The 14920-nt window shown below is 67.9% G+C and carries 14 protein-coding genes; 5 read left to right on the top strand and 9 right to left on the bottom strand.

Annotation, left to right across the window (positions count from 1 at the left end):
• Positions 1-11 precede the first annotated feature (11 nt).
• Both ACEN98_RS12775 and ACEN98_RS12780 read left to right on the top strand, forming a co-directional pair.
• Positions 12-1355, top strand: a complete 1344-nt coding sequence (locus tag ACEN98_RS12775) for an MFS transporter (protein ID WP_413344203.1) — start codon at positions 12-14, stop codon at positions 1353-1355.
• An 88-nt stretch (positions 1356-1443) separates the two neighbouring features.
• The gene (locus tag ACEN98_RS12780; protein ID WP_413384810.1) at positions 1444-2529 is read left to right on the top strand and encodes a porin; all 1086 of its coding nucleotides are present in this window, start codon (positions 1444-1446) and stop codon (positions 2527-2529) included.
• 39 nt (positions 2530-2568) lie between these two features.
• On the opposite strand, the gene pcaD is transcribed toward ACEN98_RS12780, so the two are convergent.
• The 8 genes from pcaD to ACEN98_RS12820 are packed head-to-tail and all read right to left on the bottom strand — an operon-like array spanning position 2569 to position 9401.
• Entirely contained in the window at positions 2569-3348 is a 780-nt protein-coding gene (gene pcaD, locus ACEN98_RS12785) for a 3-oxoadipate enol-lactonase (protein ID WP_413384812.1), read from the bottom strand.
• Between the two features lie 4 nt (positions 3349-3352).
• Complete coding sequence (benD, locus tag ACEN98_RS12790; protein WP_413384813.1) at positions 3353-4129, bottom strand: benzoate diol dehydrogenase BenD; 777 nt, start codon at positions 4127-4129, stop codon at positions 3353-3355.
• Positions 4126-5157: a benzoate 1,2-dioxygenase electron transfer component BenC gene (gene benC / locus ACEN98_RS12795; protein WP_413384815.1), complete on the bottom strand. Its 1032-nt coding sequence runs from the start codon at positions 5155-5157 to the stop codon at positions 4126-4128. Before benC ends, benD begins: the two co-directional genes overlap by 4 nt.
• 13 nt (positions 5158-5170) lie before the next feature.
• A complete protein-coding gene (gene benB / locus ACEN98_RS12800; protein WP_413384817.1) occupies positions 5171-5662 on the bottom strand; it encodes a benzoate 1,2-dioxygenase small subunit in 492 nt (163 codons plus the stop codon).
• Complete coding sequence (gene benA, locus ACEN98_RS12805) at positions 5659-7029, bottom strand: benzoate 1,2-dioxygenase large subunit (protein ID WP_413384820.1); 1371 nt, start codon at positions 7027-7029, stop codon at positions 5659-5661. Before benA ends, benB begins: the two co-directional genes overlap by 4 nt.
• Positions 7030-7039: 10 nt before the next feature.
• Positions 7040-7960, bottom strand: coding sequence for a catechol 1,2-dioxygenase (gene catA, locus ACEN98_RS12810; RefSeq protein WP_413384822.1), 921 nt, complete (start codon positions 7958-7960; stop codon positions 7040-7042).
• A gap of 23 nt (positions 7961-7983) precedes the next feature.
• On the bottom strand, positions 7984-8274 hold the full coding sequence (gene catC, locus ACEN98_RS12815; RefSeq protein WP_413342340.1) for a muconolactone Delta-isomerase: 291 nt from the start codon (positions 8272-8274) through the stop codon (positions 7984-7986).
• Between the two features lie 17 nt (positions 8275-8291).
• Positions 8292-9401, bottom strand: coding sequence for a muconate/chloromuconate family cycloisomerase (locus ACEN98_RS12820; RefSeq protein WP_413384825.1), 1110 nt, complete (start codon positions 9399-9401; stop codon positions 8292-8294).
• A gap of 103 nt (positions 9402-9504) precedes the next feature.
• Between ACEN98_RS12820 and ACEN98_RS12825 the strand changes: the two genes are divergently transcribed.
• From ACEN98_RS12825 to ACEN98_RS12835, 3 genes are all read left to right on the top strand, one after another.
• The gene (locus ACEN98_RS12825; RefSeq protein ID WP_413384827.1) at positions 9505-10419 is read left to right on the top strand and encodes a LysR family transcriptional regulator; all 915 of its coding nucleotides are present in this window, start codon (positions 9505-9507) and stop codon (positions 10417-10419) included.
• A gap of 12 nt (positions 10420-10431) precedes the next feature.
• Positions 10432-11316, top strand: coding sequence for an aromatic amino acid DMT transporter YddG (gene yddG / locus ACEN98_RS12830; protein ID WP_413384829.1), 885 nt, complete (start codon positions 10432-10434; stop codon positions 11314-11316).
• 63 nt (positions 11317-11379) lie between these two features.
• Positions 11380-12954, top strand: a complete 1575-nt coding sequence (locus ACEN98_RS12835; protein ID WP_413384831.1) for a L,D-transpeptidase family protein — start codon at positions 11380-11382, stop codon at positions 12952-12954.
• On the opposite strand, the gene ACEN98_RS12840 is transcribed toward ACEN98_RS12835, so the two are convergent.
• Positions 12943-14829 (bottom strand): NPCBM/NEW2 domain-containing protein, encoded by a 1887-nt coding sequence (locus tag ACEN98_RS12840; protein ID WP_413384833.1) that lies wholly within the window; start codon positions 14827-14829, stop codon positions 12943-12945. The two genes, ACEN98_RS12835 and ACEN98_RS12840, sit on opposite strands and share 12 nt — an antisense overlap.
• Positions 14830-14920: the final 91 nt, after the last annotated feature.

A 14920-nucleotide genomic window follows, 5' to 3' on the forward strand; every position in this document is an offset into this window, starting at 1 on the left:
GAGACAATCGCATGCGGCACATCGACATCCACGCACTGGCCGACGGGGCCAGGTTCAACCGCTTCCACGCCGGCATCCTCGCGTGGTGCGCCCTCATCATCATCTGCGACGGCTACGACCTCGCCGTGGCCGGCATCGCGCTGCCGTCGATCATGAAGGAGATGGGCGTGACGGCGCAGAACGCCGGCTTCATGGTCAGCTCCGCGCTGTTCGGCATGATGTTCGGCGCGATCTTCCTCGGCACGATCGCCGACCGCATCGGCCGGCGCCACGCCATCGTCATCTGCCTCGCGCTGTTCAGCGTGTTCACGGCCGCCGCGGGCATGAGCAGCGATCCGTACGTGTTCAGCGCGATGCGCTTCCTGGCGGGCCTCGGCATCGGCGGCGTGATGCCGAACGTGGTCGCGCAGATGACGGAATATTCGCCCAGGCGCATCCGCGCGACGATGGTCACGCTGATGTTCAGCGGCTACGCGGTGGGCGGCATGCTGGCCGCGCTGCTGGGCAAGGGACTGATCGAGCACCACGGCTGGCAGTCCGTATTCCTCGCGGCCGGCGTGCCGGTGTTGCTGATCCCGTTCATCCTGAAGAGCCTGCCGGAATCGATGCCGTTCCTCGTGCGGCGCAACCGGCTGGCCGAATTGCAGCGCACCCTCGCGCGCATGGAGCCGTCGTACCGCGCGCAAGCCGGCGACCGCTTCGACCTGCCCGCCGCGGACCGCGCGCAGGGCGCCCCGATCGGGCAGCTGTTCCAGGACGGCCGCGGATTCTCCACCGCGATGTTCTGGATCGCCTTCTTCATGTGCCTGTTCATGGTGTACGCGCTGAGCTCGTGGCTCGCCAAGCTGATGGCCGGCGCGGGCTACAGCCTCGGGTCCGCGCTGACCTTCGTGCTCGTGCTGAACTTCGGCGCCGTCATCGGCGCGGTCGGCGGCGGCTGGCTCGCCGACCGCTTCCACATCAAGTACGTGCTGGTGGCGATGTATGCGCTGGCCGCCGTGTCGATCACGCTGCTGGGTTATCCGGTACCCACGCCCGTGCTGTTCGTGCTCGTGGGCCTCGCCGGTGCGTCGACGATCGGCACGCAGATCGTCACCTACGCCTATGCCGGCCAGTTCTATCCGACCGCGATCCGTTCGACCGGCATCGGCTGGGCCTCCGGCGTGGGCCGCAGCGGTGCCATCCTCGCGCCGATCGTCATCGGCACGCTCGTCGGCATGGCGCTGCCGCTGCAGCAGAACTTCCAGGCGATGGCCATCCCGGCCGTCATCGCCGCCGTGTCGGTCGCGCTGATCCGCCACGGCCGCTCGGCGTCCGCCGTGCCGCAGCATACCGGCGTCGTCGCCGAAGCCTGACCCGATTCCCTTCCAACGTTTTTCATGGGTGCGCGGCATCCAGGGCGGCGCTTTGCCGCCGCCCGAACAACAAGCAACAGGAGACATGATGAAAAAGGCAGTAGCGATCGCCCTCGCGGCGGGTCTGGGAGCGGGCGGCGCGCAGGCGCAAAGCCAGGTGACGGTGTACGGCATCGTCGACGTGGCGCTGGCGCACATGAACAACGCGGATGCGGCGGGCCACGGTGTCACGCGCGAACCGTCGCTGACGGGCAGCCTGCCGTCGCGCATCGGCTTGCGCGGCAGCGAGGACCTCGGCGGCGGTCTCTCCGCCGTGTTCAACCTGGAGAGCGGTTTCAATCCCGACGTCGGCACGCTGGGGCAGGGCGGCCGTTTGTTCGGACGCCAGGCGTGGGTCGGCCTGCGCGGCCGCTGGGGCACGGTGCAGCTGGGCCGCATCCTCAACATGACGTATCTCGCCACGATGAAGAGCGACGTGCTGGGGCCGAATCTCTTCTCGATCAACAGCATCGATCTGTATCTGCCGAACGCGCGCAGCGACAACGCGATCGGCTATCTCGGCACGTTCGACGGCGTGACGGTCGGCGCCACGTGGAGCTTCGGGCGCGACGCGTCGGCGGCCGGCGGCCCGTCCGCCACCGGCTGCGCGGGCGAGGTGCCGGGCAATGCGCGCGCCTGCCGCCAATACACGGCGCTGCTGGGTTATGACACGAAGGCCTACGGCATCAACGCCACGTACGACAAGCTGTATGGGAACACGGGCGCTGCGGGCGGCCTGACGGGCAGCGCCAACTACGACCGCCGCATCACGGCCAACGGCTGGATCTTGGTCGGCACGACGAAGATCGGCGCCGGCGTCATCGACCGCAAGACGGATGCCGCGACGGGCATCACCGAATCCGGTCTGTTCTACCTCGGCGCCAGCATCCCGGTCGCGCCGCGCCTGACCCTGGATGCCCAGGTGGCGCGCAAGAACGTCAAGGGCTCGCCCGACGACACGAACCTGGCGGTCGCGCGCCTGACATATGCGCTGTCGGTGCGCAGCGCCGTGTACGCGGGCGTCGGCCGCATGGACAACCGCGGCGCCGCCGCGATCGCGCTCGATGCGGGCGGCACGACGGCGCCGGGCAAGGCGCAGAGCGGGGCGATGGCGGGGTTGCGGCACGCGTTCTGACGGCGGCAAGGCGGCAGCATGTTTGCCGCCTTGTCCTGGTCAGTCGGCGAGGAAGGCGGCGAGGGCGCCGCTGAACTGCGGTTCCGCTTCGATGCTGGACAGGTGGGAGGCCGCCAGCGCGACGAGGCACGCGCCGGGGATCCGGTCGCGCAGCCAGCCGGCGTCGGCGACGGTGGTGACCGGGTCCGCGGCGCCGGCGATGATCAACGTGGGAACGGCGATGGTGCCGATCGCGCTGCGCAGGTCGGCGTCCGCCAGCGCATCGCAGCAGGCCGCGTAGCCTTGCGCATCCTGCTCGCGCAGGCGGGCGATCATGCGCGCGACGGCGTGCGGTTCGCGCGCAATGAACGCGGGCGTGAACCAGCGCGCCGCGGCACCGTCGGCCACGCCATCCATGCCGCCGGCCCGTACCTGGGCGGCGCGCGCGGTCCAGCCCTCGTGCGTGCCGATGTGCGCCGCGGTGTTGGCCAGCACGAGCCTGTCCAGCCGCTGCGGCGCGTGGATGCCGAGCCACTGGCCCGTCATGCCGCCCATCGAGATGCCGCAGAAGTGCGCGCGCGGAATCGCCAGCGCGTCGAGCAGGCCGACGACGTCGCGGCCCAGGCGGTCGAGCGTCGCGGGTGCCGTGCCGCGTCCGGACAGGCCGTGGCCGCGCGTGTCGTAGCGCAGCACGAAATAGTCGCGGGCCAGCACGGCGGCCTGCGGATCCCACATCGACAGGTCAGTACCGAGGGAGTTCGACAGCACGATGCAGGGGCGCGCGGGGTCGCCGTCGGTCCGCACGTGCAGGCGGACGTCGTCAACTTGAATGAAGGTCATGGCGTCAACCCTGATCGCCGCCGCCCACGGGCAGGACGGTGCCGGTGATGTACGACGCTTCGCTTGAGGCGAGGAACAGGATCGCGGCGACCTGCTCGGCGATGGTGCCGTAGCGGTGCATCAGGCTCGTCGCGGTCGTCTGGTCGACGATGCCCTGGTACCACGTTTGCTCCTGCTCGCTCAACGGCTTCGGATTGCGCGGCACCTTGCGCGGCGGCGCTTCCGTGCCGCCGGTGGCGACGGCATTGACGCGGATGCCGTCCTGCGCGTGCTCCATCGCGAGGCTGGCCGTGAGCGCGTTGATGCCGCCTTTCGCCGCCGAATACGGGATGCGGTAGATGCCGCGCGTGGCCACCGACGACACGTTGACGATGACGCCGGAGTGCGCGGCCAGCATCGCCGGCAGCACCGCGCGGCAGCACCACAGCGTCGGGAACAGCGAGCGGCGGATCTCCGCCTCGATCTGGTCCGGCTCGTACGCCTGGTAGGGCTTGGCCCAGATCGTGCCGCCCACGTTGTTGACGAGGATGTCGATGCGGCCGCAGGCCTCCAGCGCGTGCGCCGCCAGCATCGACGCGCCGGCCCACGTCTCGAGGTCAGCCTCGACGACGATGGGTTGCGTCCCGGTCTCCTGCGCCACTTCGTGCACGAGCGGCGAGCGGTCCGCCAGCACGAGCCGCGCGCCTTCCGCCGCCGCCGCCAGCGCCACGCCGCGGCCGATGCCCTGGGCGGCGCCGGTGACGATCATGACCTTGTCCCTGAAACGGTCCGGATGCATCATGCCGCCACCCCCGCCGTGCTCGTGGCCGAGAACTTCTCGAAGTGGAACGAATTCGGTGTCACGCCGATGCCGTCCAGCCAGCCGCGCACCGCGTCGACCATAGGCACCGGGCCGCACAGGTAGACGTCGACGTCGCCGCCGTTCATCCAGCCCGGTTCCACGTGCGCCGTGGCATAACCCTTGCGCGGATGGCTGCTGGATTCCGCCGCCACGCAGGTCACGTACTGGAACTGCGGATGCGCGGCCGCGATGCGGTCCAGCTGCGCCAGGCCGACCAGGTCGTGGTCGTTGGTCACGGCGTAGACCAGGCGCACCGGATGCGGGAAGCCTTTCGCCGCCAGCACGTCCAGCATCGACAGGAATGGCGCGATACCCGTGCCGCCGGCGAGCATCAGCACGGGGCGCTGCACGGGCCGCAAATAAAAGCTGCCGTACGGGCCGGAGAACGTGACCGGCTGCCCGGCTTGCGCCCGGGTCGTCAGCCAGGTGCTCATCAAGCCGTCCGGCACGTTGCGCACGACGAAGCTCGCTTGTTCCGCACCGGGCGCGGAGCTGAACGAGTAGGAGCGCGTCTGGTCCGTGCCGGGCACGGTCACGTTCACGTACTGGCCCGGCAGGAAGTCCAGTTGGTCGGGCTGGTCCGGCGCGATAGCGAAACGGATCGTGGACGGCGACAGCTGCTCCACGGCGGTGACGGTGCCGGGAAAGTCGCCGACGCCCGTCTTGCAGGCGGCGGACGTGGCCGGGATGCGTACGACGCAGTCCGACGTCGGGCGCATCTGGCACGCCAGCACGTAGCCGGCTTGCGCATCCTTCTCTTCGAGGGCATCCTCGATGTAGCTGTCCGGCGGCAGGTCGTAGCTGCCCGACTCGCACAGCCCGCGGCAGGTGCCGCAGGCGCCGTCGCGGCAGTCGAGGGGGATGTTGACCTTCTGGCGATAGGCCGCGTCGGACAGTTTTTCGTTGGGGTTGCAGCTGATGAAGCGCGTGACGCCGTCTTCGAACTGCAGCGCGATCGTGTGGCTCATGACCGTCTCCTGCTTAGATGTGATAGATGTCGATCACCTGGCTGATGTAGTCGTTCTTCAGCACGACGTACTTGTCCAGGATCTTCGGCTGCGGACCGGAAAAGTCGATCACGTAGCGCGACATGCCGAAATAGCTGTAATCGGTGTGGTAGCGGTGGCTCAGCGTGTGCCAGTTGAAGCGCACCGTGTGCATCGCGCCCTCGACTTTCTCGATCTCCACGTTGGCGATGTTGTGGCTCGTGCGCGTATCGGGAATCGTCGCGCTGGAGCGTTCGGTCTTGATGCGGAAGACGCGGTCCTCCAGCCCCTGGCGGTTCGGGTAGAAGATCAGCGAGATCTCGCGCTCCGGGTCCTGGACCAGCGTGCCGTCGTCGTCCCACGACGGCATCCAGAAGCGCGCGTTGGCGTCGTAGCACTGGAGCCAGTCGTCCCACTGTTCGTCGTCGAGCAGGCGCGCTTCGCGGTAGAGGAAGGATTGACTATCCTGGATCGTGACCGCGCTCATTTCGCTTCTCCCTTCGCGTCGAATGCCTTCTTCATGACGTCGAGCCAGTAGCGGTGCTGGATCGTGTACAGGCCTTCGTCTTCCGTGCGCACGCCGCTCATGACGGGCGCCAGGCCGATGTCCTGCGCCGCGTCGTCCGCGCCGTGGATCCAGTGCCTGGCGCCGCGGCACATATCGTTCCACTGCATCGCGGCGCCGTTGTAGCCCTGCTGGCAGGCGCGGAATTCTTCCAGGTCGTCCGGGGTCGCCATGCCGCTGACGTTGAAGAAGTCCTCGTACTGGCGGATGCGGTGCGCGCGCGCCTCGGCCGATTCGCCCTTCGGCGCGATGCAGTAGATCGTCACCTCGGTCTTGTCGACGGCGATTGGACGCAGCACGCGGATCTGGGAACTGAACTGGTCCATCAGGTACACGTTCGGGTACAGGCACAGGTTGCGCGAGCGTCCGACCATCCAGTCCGCGGTCGCCTTGCCGTATTTTTCCGTGTACTCGGCGTGGCGCGCGAAGTTCGGACGGTCTTCCGGATTCGCCCACTGCGACCACAGGAGCATGTGGCCATGCTCGAAGGCGTAGAAGCCGCCGCCCTGGCGGCCCCAGTTGCCGGCGTCCATGGCGCGGATCTTGTCTTCGCCGGCCGCCTGCTCCTGTTTGCGCCGGTTCGTCGTGGCCGCGTAATTCCAGTGCACGGCCGTCACGTGGTAGCCGTCGGCGCCGTTCTCGGCCTGCAGTTTCCAGTTGCCGTCGAATGTATAGGTCGACGACCCGCGCAGTACTTCGAGGCCTTCCGGCGACTGGTTGACGATCATGTCGATGATCTTGCCGGCCTCGCCGAGGAAGGCTTCCAGCGGCTCGACGTCCGGATTCAGGCTGCCGAACAGGAAGCCCTTGTAGTTGGCGAAGCGCGCCAGTTTCTTGAGGTCGTGCGAGCCTTCCTTGTTGAAGCATTCCGGATAGCCGGCCGATTCCGGATCCTTCACCTTCAGCAGCTTGCCGCTGTTGTTGAAGGTCCAGCCGTGGAACGGGCAGGTGTAGGTCGCCTTGTTGCCCCGCTTGTGGCGGCACAGCTGGGCGCCGCGGTGGCTGCATGCGTTGATGAACGCATTCAGCTCGCCGCCCTTGTTGCGTGCGATGAACACCGGCTGGCGGCCGATGTGCGTCGTGTAGTAATCGTTGACGTTGGGGACCTGGCTCTCGTGCGCCAGGTAGATCCAGTTGCCCTCGAAGATGTGCTTCATCTCGAGCTCGAACAGGGTCTCGTCGGTGAAGGCGCTGCGGTGCAGGCGGTGGTCGCCCGTTTGCGCGTCTTCGATCATGTAGTCGTCCAGCCGCTTGGGCTTGAACGCGTCGACAGGAACGATCGGGATCATGGCGGTGTCCTCAGGCGGCGGCGCGCGGACGGTCGACTTGCGTGGTCGGCGCGGCGGCGGTGTCGTGATACAGGTGGAAGTCGAAGTCGATCGACGCGAACGGCTTGTCGACACGCTTGGCGTCCAGTTGCGCCGGGTCGTCGATCCGGTTCACGGGCGGTACGAGGCCAGGGCGGCTCGCGAACGCGAAGTCGTCCCACAGGTATTCGTCGCCGTCGATGTTGATCTGCGTGGTCAGCTTGCGATGATCCGGGGCGCTGACGAAGAAGTGGATGTGCGCCGGGCGCTGGCCGTGGCGGCCCAGCAGGTTCAGCAGCTGCTGCGTCGTGCCGTCCGGCGGGCAGCCGTAGCCGACCGGGATGATGCTGCGGAACTGGTAGCGGCCCTGCTCGTCCGTGACGATCGTGCGGCGCAGGTTGAACGGCGACTGCGTCTGGTCGAAGAACGAGTAGTTACCCGTCAGGTTCGCGTGCCACACCTCGACCTTCGCGCCCGGCAGCGGCTTGCCATCCTGGTCGAACACGGTGCCCTGCATGAACAGGATCTCGCCCTTGTCCGCCTCGGTCCCGTCGTCCAGGCGGGCGAAGCCCACGCTTTCCGGCGCGCCCGCCACATACAGCGGACCTTCGATGGTGCGCGGCGTGCCGCCTTCCAGGCCGGCCTTCTGTTCCGCTTCGTCGGCGCGGATGTCGAGGAAGCGCTCCAGGCCCAGGCCCGCGGCCAGCAGGCCCAGTTCGTTGGCGGCGCCCGCGGCCGACATGTAGGCCACGCCGTGCCAGAACTCGGTCGGGGTGATGTCGAGGTCCTCGATCGCCTTGCACAGGTCGCCCAGCAGGCGCAGCACCACCTGCTGCACGCGCGGGTCGGCGGGGCGGTCGGCGGCGTCCACGACCCAGCTGTGGGCCAGTCGTTCGATGTCTGCGTGGTTCATTTCAGGTCTCCTTTATAGTTGCGTTAGATATCGCCGTCGCGGACGGACGAGGGATGGCGGCACAGCGGCATGACGTCGATGTGCATGTAGGGGAACAGGGGCAGGGACGTCAGCAGCGTGTGCAGCTCGTCGACGCTGTCGACGTCGAAGATGCTGACGTTGGCGTACTGCCCGGCGATGCGCCACAGGTGGCGCCACTTGCCCTCGCGCTGCAGGCGCTGGGCGAGATCCTTTTCGGTCTGCTTGAGCGCCGCGGCTTCGTCGGGCGGCATCGTCGCGGGCAGGTTGACGTTCATTCGGACGTGAAACAGCATGGTGGTCTCCAGTGTCTTTACTTGCGTTGCAGGCTGCGCAGCTTGTCGGTGTCGATCTCGACGCCCAGGCCGGGCCCCGTCGGCACCTGCAGTTCGAAGTCGCGGTACACGAGCGGTTCGCGCAGCACTTCCTCGGTCAGCAGCAGGGGACCGAACAATTCCGTGTCCCACTCCAGGTCGGCGAACGTCGCGCAGACGTGCGCCGTGGCCGCGGTGCCGATGCCGCCTTCGAGCATCGTGCCGCCGTACAGACCGATGCCGGCCAGCCGCGCGACGGTCGCCACTTCCAGCGCCGCGAACAGGCCGCCGGACTGCGCGATCTTGACGGCGTAGACGTCGGCGGCGTCCGAGCGGGCCAGCGCCAGCGCATCGACCGGGCCGTGCAGGGCTTCGTCGGCCATGATCGCGACGTCGAAGCGGCGCGCGAGGCGGCCCAGCATCGCCGTGTGATGGGCTTTCACGGGTTGCTCGATCAGGTCGACGCCGCCGGCTTCCAGCTGGGCGATGCCGCGCACGGCTTGCGCTTCGCTCCAGGCCTGGTTGACGTCGACGCGCACGCTGGCGCGGTCGCCCAGCGCGCGCTTGATCGCCAGCACGTGGGCGACGTCGGCGTCCACGCTGCGCAGCCCGATCTTCAGCTTGAAGATGCGGTGGCGGCGGATCTCCAGCATGTGTTCCGCTTCCGCGATGTCCTTGGCCGTGTCGCCGCTGGCCAGTGTCCAGGCCACGGGCAAGGCGTCGCGCACGCGGCCGCCCAGCAGGTCGGACAGCGGCACGCCCAGGCGGCGCGCATGCGCATCCAGCAGCGCCGTCTCCAGCGCGCACTTGGCGAAGCGGTTGCCCTGGATGGCCTTGCGCACCTTGGCCATCGCCTTTGCCGGCTGGCTCGCGTCCATGCCGACCAGCAGTGGGGCGATGTGGGTGTCGATATTGGCCTTGATGCTTTCCGGGCTCTCTTCGCCGTAGGCCAGGCCGCCGATGGTGGTGGCCTCGCCCCAGCCCTGAATGCCGTCGGCGCAGCGGACGCGCACGAGCACCAGGGTCTGCGTGTTCATCGTCGCGACGGACAGCTTGTGCGGCCGGATCGTCGGCACGTCGAGCAGGAAGGTTTCGATATATTGAATCATATTATTTGCGTATAATTCGCTGAGGTGAGGACACGATATTCCTGCAAATGACGGGCGTCCAACACCGTTTTGGTATCGTTTCAATACCCTGTAGGTATCGAGTATGGAATTAAGGCACCTGCGCTACTTCGTCGCGGTCGCGGAAGAACGCAACTTCACGCGCGCCGCCGAGCGCCTGCACATCGCCCAGCCGCCGCTCAGCCGGCAGATCCAGCAACTGGAGGAAGACCTGGGCGTGACCCTGATCGAAAAAGGGGTGAGGCCGCTGCGCCTGACGGAGGCCGGCGCGTTTTTCCTGGCGCATGCGAAGCCGCTGCTCGACCAGGTGCGCGACCTGCGCACGATGACACAGCGGGTGGGCAAGCTGGAACGGACGCTGTCGGTCGGCTTCGTCGCGTCGACCCTGTACGGCCTGCTGCCGGACATCATCCGCCGCTACCGCGAGAACCATCCGGAGGTGGAGGTGACCTTGCACGAGATGACGACGGTGGAGCAGCTCAAGGCATTGAAGGAAGGGCGCATCGACGTGGGTTTCGGGCGCCTGAAGAGCGAGGACACGAGCATCCGCCGCATCCTGCTGCGCGAGGAGCCGATGGTGGTGGCGCTGTTCCCCGGCCACCGCCTCGCGGAGAAAGAGGGCAACCTGCGCCTGACGGACCTGGTCCACGAGGCGCTGCTCGTGTACCCGAAGGCGCCGCGTCCCAGCTTTGCCGACCAGGTGCTGGCGGCCTTCCGCGAAGCGAACCTGACGCCGGACCACGTGACGGAAGTGCGCGAACTGCAGATCGCGATGGGCCTCGTGGCGGCCGGGCAGGGCATCGCGATCGTGCCGGAGAGCGTGCAGGGCATGCATCACCGGAACGTCGTGTACCGGCGCATCGAGGACAAGCATGCGGTGTCGCCGATCTTCTTCAGCGTGCGCCACATGGACCGCTCGCCCGAGCTGGAAAACATGCTGGCCGCCGTGTATTCGGTCTACGACGACCTCGGCATCCCGCACGTCAGGGAAGCGTTGTAGGCCGGGAGCGCAATGAAAGACAGGAACAGGGCCACGCTGATCGGCTTGACCGCCGTGCTGCTGTGGAGCGCCATCGTGGGCCTGATCCGCCAGGTCAGCGTCCACCTCGGCCCCACGGGCGGGGCCGCGCTGATGTACAGCGTGGCGTCGGTGTTCCTGCTCCTGTCGGTGGGCCATGCGCGGCTGCCGCGCCGCTACCTGGCCTGGGGCAGCGTGCTGTTCGTGGCCTATGAGCTGTGCCTGTCGCTGTCGATCGGCTATGCGGACACGGCGCGCCAGGCCATCGAGGTCGGGATGGTCAACTACCTGTGGCCCACGTTCACCATCGTGGCAAGCATCCTGTTCAACCGGCAGAAGACGAATGTCCTGATCGTGCCGGGGTTCGCGCTGTCCATCGTCGGGATCTGCTGGGTGCTGGGCGGCGCGCAGGGCGTCGACCTGCCCGGCATGCTGCGCAACGTGCGCGCCAACCCGCTCAGCTACGGGCTGGCGTTCGCCGGCGCCGTGATCTGGGCCGCGTACTGCACGGTGACGGCGCGCATCGCGGAAGGAAAGAATGGCGTCACGCTGTTCTTCATCCTCGTGTCGATGGCGTTGTGGGGCAAGTACCTGCTGGAGGGCGGCGGCCGCATGGATTTCAGTCTCGAGGCCGTCGTCTACCTGCTGCTGGCCGCGGGCGCCATGGGCTTCGGCTACGGCGCATGGAATGTCGGCATCCTGCACGGGAACGTGACGGTCCTGGCCGGCGCGTCGTACTTCATCCCCGTGCTCTCCGCGGCGCTCTCGGCACGCCTGCTGCGCGCGCCGCTGTCGCTCGCGTTCTGGCAGGGCGCGGCCATGGTGTGCGGCGGTGCCATCCTGTGCTGGCTCGCCACGCGCGCCAATCGTACACGCTGATATCACGCGTTGCGGGTATGATGCTTATCGGTAACGTATCGTTGCCGAAGTCCGAAAGCATCCATGAAGTCCAGCCAGAAAATCGCCGCCGCGCTCGTGCTCTGTGCCGCGGCCCTCGTTCCCCGTTTCTCCCTCGCCCAATCCATCCCCGCGGCCATCCATGCGCAAGCCGCGCCATTGCCCGGTCCCTACGACGAGCGCGGTTGGCTCGACCGCTTCTACGCCCCGCGCAAGTATGCGCCCGCGTGGAATCCGCAAACCGCCGCCGCCGCGTTGTGGGTGCTGCGCCAGGCCCCGGTGCAGGGCCTCGACCCGCAGGACTACGGCGCCGACGACCTGCAGCAGCAGCTGCGTTCCGGCCATGCCGATCCGGCCCGGTTCGACGTCGCGCTGACGGCGGCGATGCTGCACTACCTGGCCGACCTGCGCGTGGGGCGTGTGCGTTCCGAATACCACGCCGGCAAGTCCGACGCGCGCCTCAAGCGCTACGATCCCGTCGAGCGGCTGCGCACGGGGCTCGCGGCCGGCAAGCTGCGCGACGCGGTGCAGGCGGCCGAGCCGCAGCTGCCGCTGTACGCGCAGGTCAAGGCGGCGCTGGCGCATTTCCGCGAGCTGGCGAAGCAACCGTATCCGGCGCTCCTGGTGCCGCAGGCGAAGGTCAAGCCGGGCGGGGCGTACGCGGATGCGCAGGCGCTGTTCGAACGCCTCGTGCTGCTGGGCGACCTGCCGGCCGATGCGGCGCCGCCCCTCGAGGGCATCTACGGCGACAAGCTGGAAGAGGGCGTGCGCCACTTCCAGGCCCGCCACGGACTGGAAGAAGACGGTGTGCTGGGCCGCGGCACGGTCAATGCGCTCAACGTGCCGCCCGCGCAGCGCGTGCGCCAGCTCGAACTGACGCTGGAGCGTTTGCGCTGGCTGCCGGATTTCGGTCCCGGCCCGCTGATCGTCGTCGACCTGCCGGCCTATCGCCTGTGGGCGCTGCAGAACGGCAGCGCGGAGCCGCCGCTCGAGATGCGCGTCGTCGTCGGCTCCGCCGTCAAGACGGAAACGCCGCTGTTCGTCGGGCAGATGCGCTACCTCGAATTCAACCCGTACTGGAACGTCCCGCGCAGCATCCTTGAAAAAGAGATCCTGCCGAAGCTCGCGCGCAATCCGGCGTACCTGAAGCAGCATGACATGGAGACGGTGCCGCCGGATGCGAGCGTGGCGGACCTGAAGGCGGGGCGCGCGCGCGTGCGCCAGCGCCCGGGGGCGAAGAATTCGCTGGGACCGATCAAGTTCGCGATGCCGAACCCGATGGACATCTATTTGCACTCGACGTCGGCGCGCGAACTGTTCGAACGCAGCCGGCGCGACCTGTCGCACGGCTGCATCCGCGTCGAGCACCCGGCCGCGCTGGCGCAGTACGTGCTCGGCGGGCAGCGCCAGTGGACGGCGGATGCGATCCAGGAGGCGCTGCAGCCGGGGCCGACGAAGCACGTCGACCTGCCTCGTTCGATTCCCGTGGTGCTGTTCTACGCGACCGCCATCGTCGACAGCGAAGGCGGTGCGCGCTTCGCCGCGGACATCTACGGCCGCGACGTCAGGCTGGAGCAGGAGCTGGCGGCGCGCCGCCACGCCTTGAAATCAGCGCGCTGACGTCAGCGCCGCGTCACCCCAGGTCACCGGCAGCTGCTCGTTGGCGCCGCCCGTGCTCTTGGCCACCAGTTCGATCAGCTTGACGCCGGCGACGTCCACGCTCAATGCCTGCGCCGGCTGGCCCCAGCGCAGCGCACGGCTCTTCGCGAGCAGCTTGCCGTCGCCGTAGACGAGGAACGTCACGCCGTTCTTGCGGTCCTGCGCGGAATCGTCGACGCCGACCTTCGTCTCCAGGCGGCGGTAATTGTGGTTGCGCACTTCGAGGCGCGAATTGGCCAGGATGCCGATGCCGGCGTCGTAGCGCTTGCCGCCGATCTGCAGCCACTGGCCGTACGGCGTGCTGTCCGCGCGCGCGCCGCCGAAGCCGGCGTACATCGGGCGTTCGCCGCCGCCCTTGGTGCCGCTCCAGCCGAACGACGAGCGGAACACGGTCGGATCGGCCGTCGGCTTCGTCACGCCGTCGACGGCCGGGTTCACGCTGCCCGGCTGCTCCGACAGGTACAGGCCGTCCGCCAGCGCGCGTGCGCCCTGGACGCGGAAGATGCGCGTTTCGCGCGGCGCCACTTTCACTTTCGTCTCGTTCGTGAACGAGGTGGCTTCCTTCGACCAGAGATCGGTCAGCGTGATCTTGCCGTCCTTGCGCAGCTTGAGGTGCTCCGCCGTCAGGTCGGCATCGACGGCTGCGATGCCGCGGTTGAAGATGGCGACGGCCTTGTCGCCCGACGCGAGGGTCTTGACGAGGATTTGCACGTCGTCCGCGTCGTACGCGAGCACGGCCTGGTTGCCGGCCGGGTCCTGGTTCAGCGCGATGATGTCGGCGTTGCCGAAGATGTCCATCAGCGCCTGCGGCGTCGTGCGCAGGTCGGCGCCCGTCATCAGCGGCGAATTCAGCATGGCCCACAGCGCGAAGTGCGATTTCGCTTCGGTCAGGTGGTTCGCGTCGAAATCGCCGGCGCCGATGTACAGCATGTCCGGATCGTTCCAGCTGCCCGGATGGCCGTACAGTTCGCGCCGTGCGGCGCTGTCGTAGTTGCTGAGCAGGCGCGGCCAGTTCGGGCGGATGTCGTCGCTCGTGCGCGAGAGGTTGCCGAAGTTCTTGCCCCAGGCGCGTACGTCGGCCGAGCCCCACACGCACAGCGACAGCAGGTAGTCGCCGTCCGGATTACTGCGCTTCAGTGCCTCGTTGATCTGCGTGAATTCCGCCTGCACGGCCGGGATGTCCGAGCGGGCGACCGATTCCAGGTCCAGCACGGGCTTCAGCGGGCGGTAGTTGCCGGTCTTGACTTTCGGGCTGTCCGCGCCGTACGCGCGCAGGCCGCAGCCGTCGACCTTGATGAAGTCGAAGCCCCAGTCGCGGAAGAACAGGCCGATGTCCTGGTCGATGTGGCCGTACAGGCCCACTTCGCGTTCGAGCACGCTGCCCTTCGGCAGGTTCGGGTCGTCGCCGCCATACGCCTGCGAGCACGTATTGCGGCCCAGGTCCGAGTAAATACCGGCCTTCAGACCCATCGCGTGGATCTTGTCGGTGAACGGACGGAACCCGCCGTTGACGGTGGACGGGAACCGGTCCGGGCGCGGGATCAGGCGACCGTCCGGCTGGTTGCGGCGCAGCGCCCAGCCGTCGTCGATGTTGACGTAGCGGTAGCCCTTGGCGGCCAGGCCGCTGTCCACGAGGCGCTGGGCCGCGCCCAGGACCTTCGCCTCGTCGATGTCGGTGCCGAACGCATTCCAGCTGCTCCAGCCCATCGGCGGCGTGGCCGCGTGGCCGGCGGTGTAGGCGCTCCAGCGCGCGGTCGGTGCGAGGGGATCGGTGGCAGCGTGAGACAGGGTCGCCGCGAACAACAGAGGAATCAGGGCCAGGCGAGGCTTTTGCATCGGGATTTCCAGTATGAGGTGTGGACGTGATAGCAGATTATGCGAAGCACGGGGGCTTTCGACAATTACTAAATGTGTCATCCGGTATATC

Source organism: Massilia sp. CT11-137, assembly GCF_047302885.1.
In the GTDB taxonomy this organism is placed as follows: domain Bacteria; phylum Pseudomonadota; class Gammaproteobacteria; order Burkholderiales; family Burkholderiaceae_D; genus Telluria; species Telluria orientalis.